This window comes from Helicobacter sp. MIT 99-5507, assembly GCF_003364295.1.
Taxonomy (GTDB): Bacteria; Campylobacterota; Campylobacteria; order Campylobacterales; family Helicobacteraceae; genus NHYM01.
In genome coordinates this window covers 118,183-138,293 of the sequence record NZ_NXLO01000003.1, presented here as the reverse complement: position 1 = coordinate 138,293, position 20,111 = coordinate 118,183, and the positions used below count along the sequence as shown (strand labels likewise).

The 20,111-nt window shown below is 29.6% G+C and carries 17 protein-coding genes; 15 read left to right on the top strand and 2 right to left on the bottom strand.

Going from position 1 to position 20,111, the window contains the following annotated elements:
* Window positions 1-3 precede the first annotated feature (3 nt).
* From CQA42_RS05440 to CQA42_RS05415, 6 genes are read left to right on the top strand one after another with little or no spacing between them, the layout of a single operon-like run.
* Complete coding sequence (locus tag CQA42_RS05440) at window positions 4-579, top strand: NADH-quinone oxidoreductase subunit J (protein ID WP_115583675.1); 576 nt, start codon at window positions 4-6, stop codon at window positions 577-579.
* A complete protein-coding gene (nuoK, locus tag CQA42_RS05435) occupies window positions 579-881 on the top strand; it encodes an NADH-quinone oxidoreductase subunit NuoK (RefSeq protein ID WP_115583912.1) in 303 nt (100 codons plus the stop codon). The genes CQA42_RS05440 and nuoK overlap by 1 nt, the downstream gene beginning before the upstream one ends.
* A 12-nt stretch (window positions 882-893) precedes the next feature.
* The gene (nuoL, locus tag CQA42_RS05430) at window positions 894-2,723 is read left to right on the top strand and encodes an NADH-quinone oxidoreductase subunit L (RefSeq protein WP_115583674.1); all 1,830 of its coding nucleotides are present in this window, start codon (window positions 894-896) and stop codon (window positions 2,721-2,723) included.
* A 10-nt stretch (window positions 2,724-2,733) separates the two neighbouring features.
* A complete protein-coding gene (locus CQA42_RS05425) occupies window positions 2,734-4,266 on the top strand; it encodes an NADH-quinone oxidoreductase subunit M (RefSeq protein WP_115583673.1) in 1,533 nt (510 codons plus the stop codon).
* A gap of 1 nt (window position 4,267) precedes the next feature.
* A complete protein-coding gene (gene nuoN, locus CQA42_RS05420) occupies window positions 4,268-5,767 on the top strand; it encodes an NADH-quinone oxidoreductase subunit NuoN (RefSeq protein WP_115583672.1) in 1,500 nt (499 codons plus the stop codon).
* Window positions 5,754-8,078: a tetratricopeptide repeat protein gene (locus CQA42_RS05415; protein WP_115583671.1), complete on the top strand. Its 2,325-nt coding sequence runs from the start codon at window positions 5,754-5,756 to the stop codon at window positions 8,076-8,078. The genes nuoN and CQA42_RS05415 overlap by 14 nt, the downstream gene beginning before the upstream one ends.
* Before the next feature lie 12 nt (window positions 8,079-8,090).
* Here the strand turns inward: CQA42_RS05415 and uvrA are convergent, their stop codons facing one another.
* Both uvrA and CQA42_RS05405 read right to left on the bottom strand, forming a co-directional pair.
* Window positions 8,091-10,904 (bottom strand): excinuclease ABC subunit UvrA, encoded by a 2,814-nt coding sequence (gene uvrA, locus CQA42_RS05410; protein ID WP_115583670.1) that lies wholly within the window; start codon window positions 10,902-10,904, stop codon window positions 8,091-8,093.
* Window positions 10,905-10,940: 36 nt separating this feature from the next.
* The gene (locus CQA42_RS05405) at window positions 10,941-11,684 is read right to left on the bottom strand and encodes a sulfite exporter TauE/SafE family protein (RefSeq protein WP_115583669.1); all 744 of its coding nucleotides are present in this window, start codon (window positions 11,682-11,684) and stop codon (window positions 10,941-10,943) included.
* A gap of 152 nt (window positions 11,685-11,836) precedes the next feature.
* Here CQA42_RS05405 and CQA42_RS05400 point away from each other — a divergent pair, with 152 nt between their 5' ends.
* The 9 genes from CQA42_RS05400 to CQA42_RS05360 all read left to right on the top strand — a co-directional run bounded on the left by CQA42_RS05400 (window position 11,837) and on the right by CQA42_RS05360 (window position 20,105).
* Window positions 11,837-13,135 carry an O-acetylhomoserine aminocarboxypropyltransferase/cysteine synthase family protein gene (locus CQA42_RS05400; RefSeq protein ID WP_115583668.1) on the top strand — a complete coding sequence of 433 codons (1,299 nt, stop codon included), beginning with the start codon at window positions 11,837-11,839 and terminating at the stop codon, window positions 13,133-13,135.
* Window positions 13,136-13,236: 101 nt separating this feature from the next.
* Window positions 13,237-14,124, top strand: a complete 888-nt coding sequence (gene metA, locus CQA42_RS05395; protein WP_115583667.1) for a homoserine O-succinyltransferase — start codon at window positions 13,237-13,239, stop codon at window positions 14,122-14,124.
* 105 nt (window positions 14,125-14,229) lie between these two features.
* Window positions 14,230-15,033 (top strand): DnaJ family molecular chaperone, encoded by an 804-nt coding sequence (locus CQA42_RS05390; RefSeq protein ID WP_115583666.1) that lies wholly within the window; start codon window positions 14,230-14,232, stop codon window positions 15,031-15,033.
* 43 nt (window positions 15,034-15,076) lie between these two features.
* Window positions 15,077-15,790 (top strand): hypothetical protein, encoded by a 714-nt coding sequence (locus tag CQA42_RS05385; RefSeq protein ID WP_115583665.1) that lies wholly within the window; start codon window positions 15,077-15,079, stop codon window positions 15,788-15,790.
* Between the two features lie 22 nt (window positions 15,791-15,812).
* Window positions 15,813-16,649: an NAD(+)/NADH kinase gene (locus CQA42_RS05380; RefSeq protein WP_115583664.1), complete on the top strand. Its 837-nt coding sequence runs from the start codon at window positions 15,813-15,815 to the stop codon at window positions 16,647-16,649.
* A 1-nt stretch (window position 16,650) separates the two neighbouring features.
* Window positions 16,651-18,174 carry an AAA family ATPase gene (locus tag CQA42_RS05375; RefSeq protein ID WP_181881506.1) on the top strand — a complete coding sequence of 508 codons (1,524 nt, stop codon included), beginning with the start codon at window positions 16,651-16,653 and terminating at the stop codon, window positions 18,172-18,174.
* Between the two features lie 29 nt (window positions 18,175-18,203).
* Window positions 18,204-19,493 (top strand): NFACT family protein, encoded by a 1,290-nt coding sequence (locus CQA42_RS05370; RefSeq protein WP_181881505.1) that lies wholly within the window; start codon window positions 18,204-18,206, stop codon window positions 19,491-19,493.
* Between the two features lie 14 nt (window positions 19,494-19,507).
* Window positions 19,508-19,813 carry a hypothetical protein gene (locus CQA42_RS05365; protein ID WP_115583661.1) on the top strand — a complete coding sequence of 102 codons (306 nt, stop codon included), beginning with the start codon at window positions 19,508-19,510 and terminating at the stop codon, window positions 19,811-19,813.
* Between the two features lie 46 nt (window positions 19,814-19,859).
* Window positions 19,860-20,105: a NifU family protein gene (locus CQA42_RS05360; protein ID WP_115583660.1), complete on the top strand. Its 246-nt coding sequence runs from the start codon at window positions 19,860-19,862 to the stop codon at window positions 20,103-20,105.
* The last annotated feature ends 6 nt before the right edge of the window (window positions 20,106-20,111 follow it).

Sequence of the window (20,111 nt, the reverse complement as noted above, 5' to 3'; positions counted from 1 at the left end):
TTTATGCTTGAGATTATTTCATTTTATTTATTTAGTGCATTGATTATATTTTGTTTTAGTGTCGTTGTATTTACTACAAACATTCTTTATGCGATGACTGCTCTTGCAAGTGGAATGATTTTTATAGCTGGAATCTTTTTTAATCTTGGGGCTGAATTCTTGGGTGTAGTTCAAATTTCAGTTTATACAGGTGCTATTATGGCTATGTATGCATTTGGTATGATGTTTTTTGATAGTGCAAAAGATATTAAAGAAAAGCATAAGAGTAGGAAAATCGCATGCTTTCTTAGTTTTGGTGTATCATTGATACTTGTAGTTATTGTATCGCTGCCTAGAGTGCTTAGTATCAATAATAATGAAGTTAATAATTTAATAGAATCTATGAATATAGATGGAAATGTAGAGAGTATAGGCATTGGGTTATTTACAAATTATTTAATAGCATTTGAATTAGTAGCACTAATGCTTCTTGTCGCTCTTATTGCAGGTATTGCACTTGTTAGTAAAAATATAGGTGGCAATTGTGATGATATGAAATTTGATGATACAAAGCTTGATAATATAAAGGATAATTTATGATTCTATCTCTAAATCACTATTTGTTATTAAGTGTTATTATTTTTGCAATTGGGCTTGTTGGAATCTTGCGAAGAAAGAATCTTTTAATGATATTTTTTTCAACAGAAATCATCTTAAATGCAGCAAATATTGGACTTGTTAGTGCTGGTAGATATTATAGTGATATTAGTGGCGAAATAATAGCTTTTTTTATCATTGCAATTGCCGCATCTGAAGTTGCTGTTGGGCTTGGACTTCTTATTCTTTGGTATAGAAAGCATAAGAATCTAGATTTAGATGATTTGAATTTGATGCACGGTTAGTGGAGGGTTTTGATGTTAGTTGGTTTAATATTATTTGCTCCATTATTTGGCGCATTGTTTTCTAGTCTTTTTTCTCTTGGCAAAAAAAATATTATTGCAGCACTCATTCCAATAGCCTCACTTTCTCTCTCATTATTATGTGCCATTATTGTTGCACCAAGTGTAGTAAATGGAAATATAGAAACTATAAATATAAGCAGTTGGATAGCTGCTGGAGCATTTTCTTCTAGCTTTGGTTTTATGATAGATGGGGTTACAATGGTGATGATTTTTGTAGTATTGATTGTATCACTTTTTGTTTTTATCTATTCTATCGGCTATATGGAACATGACACAGGATTTAATAAATTTTTTGTATTTCTTAGTGCTTTTGTTTTTTCTATGCTTATACTTGTGATGAGTGATAACTTTTTGGGGTTATTTATAGGCTGGGAAGGGGTTGGGCTTTGCTCTTGGTTACTTATTGGTTTTTGGTATAAAAAAAGTAGTGCTTCATTTGCTGCAAATGAAGCATTTATAATCAATCGCATAGCAGATCTTGCAATGCTTATTGGAATCTTTCTTATTTTTTATTCATTTGGTAGCTTAAAGTATAGCGATGTGTTCTCAAGTGTTGGAGATATTTCACATTCTGCGTTGTATTGGATTTCTATTTTATTATTTATTGGAGCTATGGGAAAATCTGCTCAATTTCCACTACACACTTGGCTTGCTGATGCGATGGAAGGACCTACACCTGTATCTGCTTTAATTCATGCTGCTACAATGGTAACAGCAGGTGTGTATTTGGTAATTAGGGCGAATCCAATTTATGATTATAATATTGATGTTGGAAATTTTATTGCATGTCTTGGGGCGTTTGTTGCATTGTTTGCAGCAAGTATGGCTCTTGTCAATAAAGATTTAAAGAGAATTATTGCATTTTCTACGCTTTCTCAACTTGGATATATGTTTGTTGCTGCTGGGCTTGGATATTATTATATTGCATTATTCCATTTGGCAACGCATGCATTTTTCAAATCTTTACTTTTCCTTGGTGCTGGAAATGTAATGCATGCTATGAATGATAAATTGGATATTACAAAGATGGGTGCTTTGTTTAATCATCTTAAAAAAACAGCAATTTTGATGATTATAGCTTCTATTTCACTATCTGGAATCTACCCATTTGCTGGCTTTTTCTCAAAAGATAAAATACTTGAAGTTGCTTTTGTAAGTAATCATTATTTTATTTGGATTGTTCTTTTGATTGCTGCATTTTGCACAGCATTTTATAGCTTTAGATTATTAATGCTTGTATTTTTTGTGCCAAAAAATCATGATGAACACCCACATGAATCATCAAAAATAATGATTTTGCCTATGATGCCACTTGCAATATTGGCAGTATTTGCTGGATTCTTAGAGCATCCACTAGGAGATTATTTAGAATTTTATTTACCAAAAGGTATTTTAAATGTCTCATCTTTTACTTTGTATATGTTAATTGCTATCGCTTTATTATGTGCTATTTGCGGTGTGCTTTTTGCGATATTTATATACAAAAAAGGGATTAGATTTATAAAAGAAGATTCAAAAATCTATAAACTACTTATAAATCAATATTATATTCCACATTTGTATGATATTGTAATTATTAAGCCATATTATGCATTATCTAAGTTTTTATGGAAAGAAGTTGATATTAGGATTATTGATTTTATGGTAGATTTGGTTGCTAATATAACTCTATGGTATGGAGGCAAGGCTCGTTTTATGCAAAATGGGAATCTCTCATCTTCGCTATTTTTAATCGTGCTTGGATTATTTATTTTACTTTTTGCAGTGTTGTTGTTTTTATAGGGATTTGTAGATGGAGAATTTATTAAATATTGTTTTATTTTTACCATTATTATCAGCTTTATTATTGTGTGGTAATATCATTCATGTAAAATTTGCTAAGATTTATGCTATCGCCGTATCAATTATTGAGCTTATTTTAGCTCTTATGATATGGTATTTATTTGATACTTCAAATGTAGAAAATGGATTTAGATTTGTTAATCAAGTAGATATTATCTCTAGTATTGGATTTAGTTATTTTGTAGGAATTGATGGCATTTCATTATTTTTAGTTTTATTAAGTGTATTTATGACACTTATTTCCATAATATATTTAAATAATGTTGATAAAATTAAGCATTTTTTAGTTTCATTATTGATACTAGAGAGTGTTATGATTGGAGTGTTTATAGCCCTTGATGTTATGTTATTTTATATATTTTGGGAGTTTTCTCTTATTCCAATGTTATATATTATTGGTGCTTGGGGTGGAGAAAAAAAACTCTATGCTGCAATCAAATTTTTCTTATATACATTTAGTGCTTCCCTCCTTATGTTATTTGGAATATTGTGCTGTGCCTATTTGCATTATAGTTTGACTGGTAAATGGAGCTTTAGTATCATTGATTGGTATAGATTCTTAAATATAGGTCTTGATAAACAGCAGATATTATTTATCGCATTTTTTATTGGTATTGCAGTAAAAGTTCCTATGTTCCCATTTCATACTTGGCTTCCATACGCACATGGACAAGCTCCAAGTGTAGGCTCTATCATCCTTGCTTCAATATTGCTTAAAATGGGTTCGTATGCATTTATTAGATTCTCGCTTCCTCTTTTTCCAGATGCAACGATCTCTTTTATATTACCTATTGCAATTTTATGTGTGATTATGGTGATTTATACATCGATGATAGCATATGTGCAAAATGACATGAAGCAGGTAATAGCATATAGCTCTATTGCTCATATGGGTGTTATTGTGCTTGGGACATTTGCTTTAAATGTTGAAGGGATTAGTGGCTCTATATTTTTTATGTTAAGTCATGGGATTATTAGTGGAGCATTATTTTTGATGGTTGGAATCTTATATGATAGAACTCATACAAAATTAATTAAAGATTATGGTGGCATTGCTAGTGTTATGCCTAGATTTACAATAATCTTTGTCATTGCCTTGATGGGGAGCGTAGGGCTTCCGCTTACTATGGGATTTGTTGGCGAGTTTCTTAGTTTGTTAGGATTTTTTAATGTTAATGTAATCATTGCATTACTTGCTGGAAGTAGTATTATAGTTGGTGCTGTATATATGCTAAATTTATTTAGAAATGTATTTTTAGGGAATATTACAAATCCTAAAAATAAAGAATTACAGGATATAAATCTTAGAGAAAAAATAGCATTAATTCCACTTGTATGTATTATTATTTGGCTTGGAATCTATCCAAAAGCAGTTCTTGATAAGATTGATGTAGCAGCAAATGAAGTAGTCGCTCTCACATATAATAGAGCAATATTAAATGAAAGCAAAGATTTCATATTAAAAGTAAATAGGAGAGATTAAGATGGCATTATCTTTTAGTTCGCTAAATATTTTAAGCATATTACCAATGTGCTTAATTGCAGGTGGTGGAATCTTAATTTTGATTATAGATATTATTTTAAATAAATTTAATAAAAGGCTATGCATTGCTATTAGCTCTATTTCTATTTTGCTTAGCTTATTATCTATACTAGATTTAGAAAATATGATTACTGGATTCTATTCACTTATTAGCATTGATGGATTATCTGCACTATCGCAAATAATTATACTTATATCTTCATTACTTTTTATATTTCTAGCTATTTCTAAGGATAAATTTGGTGAATTTGAATGCAGTGAGTTTTATATATTATTTTTATTTATGATTGCTTCTTATCAATTTATGGTATCAAGCAATAATTTGATATTAATATTTTTAGGATTAGAAAGCTCATCACTTGCTTTATATGCTCTTATTGCATTAGCTAAAAATGAAAAATCACTAGAAGCTGGTATCAAATATTTTACACTTGGCGCGCTTGGAAGCGGAATCTTTGCATTTGGATTATTATTTGTATATGTAGGAAGCGGAAGTATAAATATTAGCGATATAATAAAAAGCATATTACTTATAAATGCATATGGCAGCGGAGAATATTTTGTTTTACTTGGTTTTATTTTCTTATTTGTAGCACTTGGATTTAAATTATCTTTTGTTCCATTTCATACTTGGGTGCCAGATGTGTATGAAGGCTCATCATCTCCACTTGCATTTTATATGTCAATTGTTACAAAAATTGCTGCCTTTGTTGTTCTTATTAGAGTTTGCTCTGTATTTATGTTTGTAGATACTCCTATCATTAAATATATATTATTTGCATTTGTAATAATTGGCACAACAATACCAAATATTATTGCATTGCTGCAAAATGATGTTCAAAGGATGTTAGCATATAGCTCTATATCGCAAGCTGCTTTTGTTCTTGCTTGTATATTTATTGGCACTACTCAAAGTTTGGTTGCATTATTTTTGTATTGGGTGTTATTTTTATTTAGTAATCTTGGTGCATTTGGAATGCTTCATTTAAGCCATAATAAAAATAAACAATGGGATAGTAGATATTCTTTTCCTTTTGATAAATTTAGTGGATTGGTTAGATTATCGCCATTACTTGCTGTTAGTTTTGCAATATTTATGCTTTCCCTTGGTGGAATACCACCATTTGGACTATTTTGGGGTAAAATGTATTTGATTAGTTCATCTATTAATGCGGGATATAATATCTTAGCTTTGATACTTCTTTTAAATAGTGCAATTGCTGTTTATTATTATATGAAGCTTATTATTTATATGTTTTTAAAAGAGCCAATTACACAAGATTCCAAGATATATATGCAAAATATGTCTTATCCAATGGTAGGCGTAATTGCAATTGCATTATTTGTAACAATATTTGGAATATTTTTTGTAGAAGGTTTTATTGATATAATTTATAATTATCTTTTTAATTTTAAAGAAGTTATGAGTGGGATTATATAAACTTTTTATCTTTATTTTTATCTTTGATATTGCCTTTGCTCTTAATATAGAGGTAGATTATGGTGTTGAAAATAATAAACGATTTTCAATCATCACTCTAAAACATGACAAAAGATTTCCTTGCAAAGAAAATAAAGATATCAATAATAAAAATATTATGATTGAATGCATAATAGATAGCACGCCTATTTCTAGCAATCCAGTAAGTAAAACAGAATTTTTTGAAATATCTTCAAAAATAAATGGTAATAAATTTCATTTATTTATAAAACCACTAAAAGACCAAAGATTATTTGCAACTTTTCTTGATTTAAAAAGCAATATTCCTATTCCTCTTGAGCGTCCAAAAACTTCAAAGATTTGGCAGATTATTGGATATGATAGTGAAATACCATTTTTATCAAATAAAACATATAGAGGGATAAATTTCCCAATTTCTATAGATTCTACACTTCCTAGCATAAAAGAGCTAAATATTGATGCTTCACCACTAACATACAATGTCGGTCCAGATTTGGCTTTGTTTTTAAATATTCGTTCAACTTATGACAATAAAAAATATCAAGAAGTTATCAAACTTGCTGATGAAATACTAAATGAATACCCAAATAGCTTATTTAAAAGAGATATATTATTGTATAAGATTAAATCAATGCATAATATTAATTATATCCCAGATGATGTATTGCAGCTTGCAAGAGGATGGCTTAGGGCATATCCAGCTGATATTGGTGTCCCAGAAATATTATTTATTATGGCAGATAATTATAGCAAGATGAAAATTTATAATGAAGCTAGATATTATTTTGATAGGATTATAAATGAATATCAATCTTCAAAATATGCTCAATATGCACTTGTTGGTATCGCTAAGAATCTTAGTAAAAATGGTGATAGAAAACGACCAGAATCTTTATATGCACAAGCATACGAAGAAGCAAAAGATTTAGATACTGCATCATATGTTATATATAATTGGGGCAATTTTGAGCTAGAGAGTAATGACTTTGATAATGCTAAAATATTATTTTCTAGGATTATAAATTCAAATCCAAAATATTTTTTAAATGATTTAGATTCTAGTTACAAAGATTTTCATAAATGGGCAGATTTGAAGCTATATGATATAGCTGCAAAAGCAGGAGATGGTATTTTAAATTATTTAAGCAATGATGAATTTAAAGAAAAATTGATGATGGATATTAGCTTATGGTATGAGCTAGATTCTAAGATGCAAGATGCTCATAGAATAAATAGTGAATTTTTAAATCTATTTAAAGATTCTGATAATGTAGCATTGATTAAACAAAGAGATGATAATTTATTATTTCATTTAAATGAAGGTGATTTAGAAAAACAAATAGAGCAATATGATTATATCATCGCTACATATCCAAATACTCCTCAATCAAGTATGGCATATGAGAAAAAAGCAAATGCATTATTTGCTATGGGTTTATACAAAGATGTCTTAGCTCTAAAAGCAAATCTAAATAGCAATAATGAAAACATAAAAAAATCATATATTAAAATTATTGAAGATTCTAAAAACTGCAAAGAGATTGTTGATTATTACTTGCAACAAAATGAGATTTTGCTAACAAATAATTCAAAGCAAGTTTTTAGATGTTTGTTTGAATCTTCATTATTTAATAAGGCATTAGATTTATCAAACCTAATGCTTCAAGGTTCTCTAAACACTCAAGATAAACTTATTTGGCTTTATAATGTATCACAGAGCTTTTTTGCCTTGCAAGATTATAATAATGCAGCACATTCAAGCAGAGATGCTTTTAGTATCGCAAAGGAATTGGGTGAATATCAAGATTCTGGGATTATATTATTTTTATCACTTGCAAAGCTAAATCGCAAAAATGAAGCAATTGCATTATTTGATGAATTATCAAAATTATTTCCTAATTCAAAAGAAATGCTAAATGTTTATTATTATATGTTAAATTGGTCAATAGAATCTAATGATAATATCGCAATACAAAGATATGCAATAGATTTAATAAATCTTCAAGATTCACTAAAAATATATGAATATTCACCATTTGTAGAATTAGCTTATAGCGATGTATTGTTTAGTGATTATAGATATACTCAAATGTTAGATGTATTAAAAAATATAGAATCTATTGAGCTAAGTAATAATGAATCTCAAAAAGTGCATTATCTAAGAGGTGTAGCTTATAGCGAGCTAGGCGAGAGTGCGAATTCAAAAATAGAGCTTGATAAATGTTTGGCTATAGATTCTAATTCTTCTTTTGGTAGATTATGTAGCGATGCTCTAGATTTGCTAAATTAGGCAATAAATTTATCATTTAGCGCCTAACTCAAGAGCAAGGAATTTTGCTGTATAGCTTTTTGATTTTTTTACATTTTTGATTAAATCTTCTGGCGAGCCACAATCAACTATTTTTCCACCCTTACTTCCACCTTCTGGACCAATATCTATAATATAATCAGCATTTTTTATTACATCAAGATTATGTTCTATTACAACTACACTATTTCCAAGGCTAGTTAGATGATGAAGCACTTTCATTAATTTATTAATATCATCAAAATGCAGTCCAGTAGTCGGCTCATCTAGTATATATAGAGTTTTTCCTGTGTCTTTTTTGCATAATTCTTTTGCTATTTTTATTCTTTGTGCCTCACCTCCACTTAGTGAGAGTGCATTTTGTCCTAGTTTGATATATCCAAGTCCTATCTCTTGAAGTCTTGTTAGCTTTTGGGCGATTTTTGGAATCTTTTTGAAAAAAATAAGTGCCTCATCTACGCTTAAATCTAGCACATCAGCGATATTTTTTCCATTGTATGTTATTTCTAGTGTTTGTTTATTGTATTTTTTTCCACCACATGCATCACATTTCACAAGAATATCTGGCAAAAAGTGCATTTCAATTTTTATTTCACCTTCACCAAAACATCTCTCACACCTGCCACCTTTTACATTAAAGCTAAATCGCCCTATATTGTAACCTCGTATTTTTGCTTCTTTTGTTTGTGCAAACAAATCTCTTATATCATCCATTACACAAGTATAAGTTGCTGGGTTGCTTCGTGGGGTTCTTCCAATTGGACTTTGATCTATATATATAACTTTATCTAAATGTTCTAATCCCTCTATGGTTACATTATCTACTTTATTTATTTTTTTAGCATTATTTAGAATCTCTTTTGCATTTGGAAGCAATGTTTGCAATACAATAGAGCTTTTGCCACTTCCACTTACGCCGCTAAAACATACAAAATTAAATAGTGGAATTTTTACATCAAGATTTTTTATATTATTGATATTGATATTTTTGATAGTAAGCCATTTTTCTTGTTTTCGTCTATAAAAATATTCAATCTTTTTTTTGCCACTTATATACTCCGCGGTTAATGTTTTTGCTTTCATCATATCTTTTAGATTCCCGCTAAATATCACATTTCCACCATTTTTCCCTGCTCCAGGACCTATATCTACTATATAATCAGCATTTTTAATTGTTTCTTTATCATGTTCTACTACAACTAGCGTATTTCCCTTTTTTTGCAAATTTTGCAATGTTTTTATAAGCTTTAGAGTGTCCCTTTCATGAAGTCCGATACTTGGCTCATCAAGGACATACAAAACGCCTGTTAGTCCGCTACCAATTTGACTTGCAATTCTTATTCGCTGATTTTCACCACCACTTATTGTTCTACTATCTCGTCCTAGTGTTAAATATCCAAGTCCAACATCATATAAGAAATAAAGTCTCTCTTTAATCTCTTTTAAAATACTTTTTGCAATAAATTTTTGCTGCTCACTTAAATATGCAAAATTATCATCATTGCTAAATATTTTATATACATCTTCAATTGGCATATTTATTATTTCACCAATTCCATAATTTGCCACTTTTACGCTTAGAGATTCTACTCTCAATCTATTGCCATTGCAGGTATCACATATTTTTTCACTCATATAGTCATTAAGCCCATCTCTTTCATCTTTAAACATATCATATGCGATTTTTAATATACCTTCCCATATGCGAGTAATAGAGCTATTTTTCCATTTAATTTTAAATTCTTTTGTGCTTCCATATAGAATCTGTTTTTGTTGTTCTTTGCTTAGATTTTCAAAACATTCATTTATATCGATATCTGCGCTCTCTGCAAATCCTCTAAATAATTCGCTGTAATAGCCTTTATTAAATCCATAGATTATTTTTATACCACCTTTGCATAGTGGCAAGTGAGGATTTATTATTTTTTTTGTATCAATTCTATAATTTAGTCCAAGTCCATTACAGCTAGGGCAAGCACCTTTTGGTGAATTAAAAGAAAAGCTTAGCGGTTCTAATTCTTCAAAGCTTACTTTACAATCAAAACAAGCAAAATGCTCACTATAATGAAGAGGCTTTTTTTCGTCATTTTGTAGAATCTCGACCTCGCCATAAGATTCTTTTAGTGCTAATTCTGTTGCATGTGCAATTCTTGCTTTGTTTTCTTCATTTACTACAACTCTATCTACTACGATTTTTAATGTATGTTTTTTATTTTTTGATAATTCTATTTGTTCATCAAGGCGACTTAATACCCCATCAATTATTACTCTAAGATAGCCTTTTTGACGCAAACTATCTAATACATCACTAAAAGTTCCCTTTTTTTCTTTAAATATTGGAGCAAGGATTAAGATTTTTGTGCCTTCTTTTAATGATAATACTTGATTTATAATATCACTACTAGTCATATGAGATATTGGTTTATCGCATTTATGGCAGTGTTGCACACCAACTCTTGTATATAACAATCTAAGATAATCATATATCTCTGTTATCGTGCCAACGGTTGAGCGGGGATTTTTTGATGTTGTTTTTTGATCAATTGCAATAGCAGGCATAAGTCCTTCTATCTTTTCTACATTTGGTTTGCCAATTTGATCTAGGAATTGCCTTGCATAGCTAGATAAAGATTCTAAATATCTTCTTTGTCCTTCAGCATATAGTGTGTCAAATGCAAGAGTGCTTTTTCCGCTTCCACTAAGCCCTGTAAAAACTACTAATTTATTTTTTGGAATACTAAGATTAATATTATTTAAATTATTTTCTTTTGCTCCAATTATTTTAATATGTTCCAAAATATTCTCCATATTTTTATAAGAGGTAAAATAAATTAGGAATTGTATCTAACTTATGATATTTTTTATCATTACGGCAAGCACTATTAGATATAGTATTGTTACTGCATTTTTATGGAATCTATTTGATATTTTTTTATTGATTTTTGTTCCTATATATACGCCAATAAGAGAAAATATCCCAACAATAAGCCCTTCTTTATAATTAGCATAACCATTTATTGCAAGGCTTATAGTCCCAGATAATGATGAAAATATTACAAAAAATAGCGATACTGGCACTATTTGTTTTGTTGGAATATTTAGATAATACGCAATTGCTGGCACTATTATCAATCCTCCGCCAATTCCAAGAGATATAGCAAAGATTCCAGTAACAAAACCCACGATAAATAATACGAACTCTTTGGGGATATTATTTTTTTGGGATTTTATTTCACTTTTTTGCTTTAGATTTTTAAATAGCGAATAAATACAAATCAAAATAAATGCCACTTCAAGATATATAGGTTGCAATGCATCAACTACAAAGCCACTAAATGCAGCCCCAAGCAATCCCCCAGCTGCCACAAATTTCGCTATTTCAAAATTTAGCATTTTTGCTTTTATGTTTAGATATGTTCCATATACTGATGAAAAAATCATTTGCATTGCAGAGATTCCAATAGCATTTTTTATATCAAATCCAAAAAATATCATTGCAGGAACGATCAATGTCCCTCCGCCAATACCAAAGATTCCAGCTAGAATCCCAGCTGCAATGCCATAAATAGCAAGTATTGCAATATCCATCTAAAGCCTTAAAATATCAAAATTTAGATTCTAATTTTATCTTAAAAAGTATTTTGTAACTTAAAATATTTATTATAAATTTTAAAATTACATATTGTATTTTAAAAAATATATGTTATAATTCCATCAATTTTTTTTACAAAGGATACAAAATGGCAAATTTAACACATAATAATTTTACACAAGAAACACTAGCACTTCATGCTGGTTATACATATGATACACAACGCACTTTAAGTGTGCCGGTATATCAAAACACCGCTTATAGCTTTGAGAATTTAGAGCAGGCAGCGGCTAGATTTGGTTTGCAAGAGCTTGGCAACATTTATACTCGTCTTACAAATCCTACTTATAAGATTCTAGGTGACCGCCTTGCAGCTGTAGAAGGAGGGGCGTTTGGTGTGGCTACTGCTAGCGGTAGCTCAGCGATTTTTTATGCACTTGCAAATCTAGCACAAAATGGCGATAACATAGTGTATTCTAATAAAATCTATGGTGGTTCGCAGACTTTAATCGCACATACATTTAAACGTTTTGGCGTAACTTCGCGTGTGTTTGATATTGATGATATTGATGGCACGCTTGAAAAGGTGATTGATAGTAATACAAAGGCAATTTTCTTTGAAAGTCTTAGTAATCCACAAATTGCAATTGCTGATGTTGAAAAAATCGTAAAAATTGCTAAAAATCATGGAATCGTAACAATCTGTGATAATACTGTGGCTACAGCATTTTTACATAAACCATTTGATTATGGTGTGGATGTTAGTGTTTATAGTCTTAGTAAATATGTAAATGGACAAGGAAGCGCACTTGGAGGAGCTATTATCGAGCGAAATGGCTTAAATGAATTGCTTGTAGATAATCCTCGCTATCCTGCATTTAATACACCAGATGAAAGCTATCATGGGCTTGTGTATGCAAGTCTTGCAGGTGTGCTACCTATCTTTGGCATTCGCCTTATTACTGAGTGGCTTAGAAATATAGGGGCTACTATATCTCCGCAAAATGCATGGATAATTATTCAAGGTTTAGAAACATTAGAGCTCCGCATTAAGCGGCATTCGGCAAATGCACTAGAAGTGGCAAAATTCCTAGAATCTCACCCAAAAGTAAAAAAAGTATTTTATCCTGGGCTTCCTAATAATCAATACCACTTACTGCTTAAAAAATACTTTAAAGATTCTGCAAGTAGTGGGCTTATAGCATTTGAGGTAGGAAGTCATGAGGAAGCAAAAAAGCTATGCAATAACTTAGAGATTTTTTCAATTGTTGCAAATATAGGAGATTCTAAATCACTTGTGATTCATCCAGCTTCTACCACTCATTCACAACTTAGCAAAGCAGAGTTAGAAAGTGCTGGAATCACGCCTAGCACGGTGCGTTTAAGTATAGGACTAGAAAATCCTAGCGATTTAATTGCAGATTTGAAAAGGGCATTGGAGAAATAATTTTATATTCCATATTTGTGGAATCTCATTTTTTAGATTCCACATTTAGTATTTAAAAATAAAATTATTATTTTTTTTGGATTTTTAAATAAAGGAAATTTATGCCATTAGTCATTCCAGAGGATATTCCGGCATTTTCTCTACTTAAGCAAAGTGCGTTTATAATGGGTAGTCATAAAGCAAAGCATCAAGATATTCGTCCCTTAGAAGTATTAATTTGCAATCTAATGCCAACAAAGATTGAAACAGAAAATCAAATTTTATCATTACTTGCAAATTCACCATTGCAGGTAAATATCACGCTTTTATCAACAGAAAGCTATGTGGGACAAAATACCCCATACTCGCACCTAGAGCGATTTTATGTAAATTTTAGCGAGATTGGTAATCGTAAATTTGATGGTGCTATAATCACTGGTGCGCCCATAGAACATTTGGATTTTTACGAGGTAAAATATTGGGGTGAATTGTGTAAGATTATGGATTTTTTAAAAACACATTGCACAAGCTCACTATATATATGCTGGGGTGCGATGGCAGGACTAAACTATTTCCATAAAATTAAGAAAATCCCTCTTAAATCTAAACTTTTTGGGGTCTTTAAACACACAATTATAGAGCAAGATTTGATACTAAATGGCTTAGATGATATCGTGCAGATTCCTCATTCACGACACTCTCACATTGATGAGGCGCAAGTAAGGGGCAATCCAACACTTAAGGTGCTTTTAAATGGGGATATAAGCGGAATCTCAGTGCTTCGAGATGAAAAGGATTATTTTATCTTAGGACACCCAGAATATGCAAGAGAAACGTTAGATATTGAGTATAAACGTGATTTAAAAAAGGGACTTCCTATTTTAAAACCGCAAAATTACTATAATGATGTTTGTGTGCCAAATTTCTCATGGCGAAGTAATGCTAGTGTGATTTTTGCAAATTGGCTAAATTTTAAGGTTTATCAAGATACACCATTTATTTTGCACTAAGAAAATATTTTGGATTCTAGTTTTATCTTTAAAAAATATCTTGTAATTTAAAATATTTGATATAGTATAATCATTGATAGAATCTATGTTTAAAGAGATATAAATTTGAGAGTTGAGATATTTAGTAAGTTTGTGCAAATTAGCATTGAAAAGCAAAATGAAGCTTTGCCTAAAATATTGAAATATGCCACTAAATATTTTCAAAACCAATATCACTTATCAAGCTCAATCTTGATTTTAGATGATGGTGAGAGATTTAAAAAAGATTATTTGATTAATTGGACTTATCATTTAGCTATGCAAGAGCATTTAATAGATGATAGCAATATGACATTAGAATCTATACTTAAAGTCAGCTATTTGCCAATTAGAATAAAGATTCTAGCACCAAATTCATTACTTGAATGTGTGAATATATCATTTAGAATGCTTGGAGTAAATAGGGCAGTTTTGATTTTGGATAGACCAAATCATGTTGCTAAAAGATATGTAAGTGCTTTGCTTTCGCAAATTGTTATAAGTAGCGATTTGACACATATTTATTTAGATTCTAGTAAATCAGATTTTTGGTATTTTTTAATGCAAATTATTGGCAATAAGATCATTCACAATGTTAGACTTGAATTTGATTATGATAGTTTTAAGATGAATGGATTTGGAAGCAAAGGCTTTAAATCTTCATATCTTACACAAAGTGAAATAAGGCTTAAAAATGCCTATATTACGCTTGATTGTAAAACTACAGATAGTTTTTTTGACATAAAATCAAAATATCTTGAGCTTATAAAAGAATATCACCCAGATAAAGTTTATGGAAAAGAAGAGAGTATTGTGCAATTTTACAATCTAAAATTTATCGAGATTAAAGAGGCATTTGATATTATTAAGCTTAGTTTTGAAAATACATAATAATGTAGTATAATGCTCCAATTTCGATTTTAAGGGAAAATATATGAGCGCAATTGAAGCAATGAAAGATGCAATGCAAGGTAATAGTAAAAAAACAATCTTTGCTTTTGGGGTTGTTATCATTGTAATAGCTATTTTAGTCGCTGTTACTTACTTTTTTTATTATACGGATTCTAATAATTATGATAACAATATTGATGCTGTGATTCCAGAAGTAGTGCAAGAATCTCAACAAGAAACTCAAAATAATACTCAAGCAAACCAAGTAGAATCTACAGCCCCTATCGCAGAGACAAATCAGATAAATAATGAAAATGCTGCAAATAATCAAGCAAATAGCTCTAATGAACCTAGTTTGAAAACAATAGCTCAAAATATTGAAACTCCGCCAGCTATTAGTCAGTTAAAATATGCAATTAAGCCTCTTGATAAAAATATAGCATCTTGCAATACGATGAAAAATGGAAAATGGGATATGCCTAGTGCTTGCAAAGATGATGTATTAAATGCTATCAAAGTATTGATTAATACAAATAGTGAGATTATTGCTCTTGAAGTAAGTGGTATAGTTGATAATAGTCCATATTCAGGACCAAGTGCGGAATTGAAACAAGAAGGTTTAGCATCATTTAGAGCAAGAGAAGCAATAGGTGTTATTACTAGAGGATTCTCCAATGTCGCTGTATTTGAAGGTTTAAGTATTCAAGCACCAAATAAAAGAGGTTTTGAAGTAAAGGCATATTATTTGCAAAATTAATATGCTTAAACCTTGATACGCTATGATTAAAGTAAGCAATATTGGAATCTGCCTTCGCCCTTCCACTCCACAATTAAGTAGTTTATATTTTTCTTTAAAAGAAATTGCACGGAAAAATAATATAGAAATCCGCATTGATAGCATTAGTGCGCAAATGATTAATGTAGTTGGAGTTGATTTTAGTGATTTGTGTAAATGGTGTGATATATTAATTACACTTGGCGGTGATGGAACTTTGATTTCTACTATTAGAAAAGCATTTTTGTATGATAAGCCTATACTTGGGATTAACACAGGGAGACTTGGTTTTTTAACTGCAATTGGTATAAATGAGATAGAAGATTTTATATTAAAATTAAAAAATGGCGATTACATCATAAAATCACAGATTCTGCTTGAAGGTGAATTAAATGATAAAAAACTTTATTGTGCAAATGAATTTTTAATATCAAAAAGAGACATATCAGGCATGATAAAGATTGTTGCAAAAATCAATGGAAAGCATTTTAATACCTATTTTAGCGATGGACTTATTATTGGCACACCTGCTGGTTCAACTGCACATAATGTATCTGCTGGTGGCGCAATAATCTATCCATATAATAAAAATATTTTATTAACACCAATTTGTGCTCATTCTTTGACGCAACGACCACTTGTTTTAAATGATGAATTTATCCTAGATTTTGAATTACAAGATTCAAAGGGAAATATTGTTATTGATGGACAAGAGATATTGCCATTTTGTCAAAATGATAGATTTAGAGTTTTTGTATCTTCATATAGTGCTAGTTTGATTTATGATAGCAATAGGGATTATTTTGGAATCTTAAGAGATAAATTTAATTGGGGTGTATGATTTGAGATTAAATCGTATTTTAATTAAAGATTCTCCATCTTTTAAAGAAGCTATATTGTATCCACATAAAGGTTTTAATGTCATTAGTGGTGCAAGTGGCAGTGGAAAATCTGTGCTTATGGAATCTATCCTTGCTTTGTTTGGTTTTAAAGATAGCAATGCGGCATTAATTGAGTGTGAAATAAGTGGTATATCTTTGGAAGATTATGGAATCTTAAGTGATGAATACATAACTATTAGCATAATAAAAAAAGATAAAACAAAATATTTTATAAACAATCAATCATCTTCTAAAAAAAGAATAAAAGAGATTTTTAGCTCGTATTTGCACTATATTCATTCAAGTTCTACAGCAGTATTAGATGATATGTTGCATTTATTTGATTTGCTCATAATAAAAAAAGATTCTAGTTTTGCAAACTTGCTTTCATCTTATAAAGATTCTTATCGTGATTTTGTGAGATTTAAAAATGAATTAAGCAAATTGATAGATGATGAAAAAAGAGTAAATGAGCTAAAAGAATTAATATCTTTTGAAATCAATCAAATCCAGTCAATAAACCCAAAAATAGGCGAGTATGAGAATCTAATAGAACTAAAAAAGGATTTATCAAAAAAAGAAAAAATGCTAGAAAAAATTTCTTTAGCAAAAAGCACGATTGATGGATTTGCCAACCTTATATCTTTGCTTGAAAACATACCAAATACATCGCATTGCAGCGAAGCATTAAGAGAAATTGATATGATTATAAGAGATGAGGAAGATAGATTGCTGCTTCTTGAAGTAGATGATATTGAGGGCATTTTAAATAGAATAGAAGTTTTAAGTAAGCTTATATATAAATATGGTGGAATAAGTGAGAGTTTGGATTATTTAGAAAAAAAGAAGCAAGAATTAGAATATTATGAAAATATTAGTTTTAATAAGCAGAAGTTGGAATCTAAGCTAGAAAAATTATCTATTTTATTAAATGAGCAGGCAAAAGAGATTTCAAATATCCGCTTAAAACATTTGGATTTTTTTAAAGAAAGAGTGAATTATTATTGTGAATGCTTAATGCTAAATAAAGCAAATATATCTTTATCTATAAAAGATTTAAGTAGCGATGGGATAGATTTTTTGGAATTAAAGCTAGGAGATTCTGCTATTTCTACTCTTAGTTCTGGGGAATTTAATAGATTAAAATTAGTATTGCAATGTGTTGGTGTTGAATATAGCAATAAAAGCGGAGTTATTATTCTTGATGAAATTGATGCAAATCTAAGTGGTGGTGAGAGTGATGGTGTAGCTAAAGTGCTTTCTATTTTATCGAGTTCATATCAAATATTTTCAATTAGCCATCAAGCACATATGCCAAGCTTTGCAAATTATCATTATTTAGTCAAAAAAGGTGATGAAAAAAGTAGTATCAATTTGCTTGATAAAGAAGGCAGAATCCAAGAAATAGCAAGAATGATAAGTGGCAAAACAATCACAAATGAAGCGATATTATTTGCAAAAGAAAAATTACAACACATAAAATGAATCTGTATATTTTAAAACAAGTTGCACATTTGTTTAAATCTTATAAAAAAGTAAATTATATTGGTAGAATTGATGATAATCTAATAAAATTATGCCTTGATAATAAGACTTTTTTTGTAAATTTAGAAAAATCAAAAAGCTCTATTTTTTGTTTTGATGATGGATTTGTAGGAAGCAAAAATTATAAAGCGCCATTTGATTTTGCATTGCAAAAATATTGCCTTAAGGCAAATATTGTTGATTGTGATATTGATGGAAATAATAGAATCTTGCTTTTAAAATTGCATAAAAAGCTTGATTATAAAGAGATTTTTTGTATTTTACAATTAGAATTTACAGGAAAATATACAAATGCAATTATTCTAGATTTTAATAATATTATTTTAGAATCTTTACGAAAAATTTCTTGCAACACTAGGATAATAAAAAATGGCATAAAGCTCTCTGCGCTCCCACAGCAAGAAAATTTTACTATAAAAGAAATTGATTTTGGAGGAGATGTTTTAAAATATCTTTATTCTTCATACAAAAAGATTCTAGATGAGAACTTGCAATCTTATAAAATTAGTACCATCTCATCTTTGCAAAATAAAAGAGATAAATTAATAAATTTATTAGACAATCTACCAAGTAAAGATGAATTAATAGAAAAGTCAAAATATTATTCAAATATCGGCTATATTATGCAAAATAATATGAATCTTGATTTTAATAAAAAGCCTGTTTTAATTCGTGATTACAATGGTGATGAGATTGTATTAAATCTTGATGATTTTACTTCAAAAAATGCTTCATTACTTATTAATGAATGTTTTGCAAAGTCAAAAAAACTAAATCTAAAATCAAAAAATATTGCCTTGCAAGAGGAGAATTTAAAAGAAAATATAGAGTTTTTAGATTCTAAGATTGAGTTTATTAGAAATGCAAAAAATATCAGTGATATTAAAATCATTAATCCAAAAAATATACAAAATAATCATAATGTTACAAAATTACAATATGAAAGTTTTTTTGTAGAAGGCATCAAAATTTCAATTGGAAAAAATAAAAACCAAAATATCGCATTGCTAAAAGATGCAAAAGCAAATGATATATGGATGCATATAAGAAATATTCCATCATCGCATTTAATAATTCATTGTTCTAAAAATAACATAAGAGAGGAAATTATAAATAAAGCTTGTGAGATTCTAGTTTCATTTTGTCCTATTAAAATCGGCACTTTTGATGTCGATTATACTAGAAGGAGATTTGTAAAAATCAAGGAAGGTGCAAATGTATTGTATTCAAACTACTCTACAATAACTATAAAAAAATAAAAAAAGGATTTATTATGGCTATATCTCAAGTTGGCAATATCGCACATATAAATCAAAATACACAATTAGGCGCACAATTTCAGGCAAATATCCAAAGCCAAATAAATTTACAAGCCGCAATTAATATCGAAGAATTTATACAACAAAGCGATGAAAATAAAGAAGTGCGTAAAACTGAAGGAGTAGAAAAAGTTGATAAAGATTCATCAAATTCAAATAAAAATGCACAAAATTATCAACAAGAAGAAGAAAATCAACAAGAACACAAAACAAGAAAAAATATTTATTCAGATTCTAAACTACTTGACATAGAAGTATAGAATCTTGTATTTATGCTAAAATCTTTAAGAAAAAAAAGGAGTGATTATGTTGCCATTTAGCGATGATGAATTAAATGAACCAGTAGAAGTGGTATTAGATAAGCTTAGACCTTCTATTATGCTTGATGGTGGAAATGTCACATTAATAAAAATTGAAAATGGCAAGGTTTATGTGAGATTAGAGGGTGCTTGCAAAGGCTGCCCAAGTAGTAATTTGACTCTTAAACATGGAGTAGAGAGGCAGCTTAGATTAGATATACACCCAGATTTAGAAGTAATTAGTATTAATTAGGAAAAT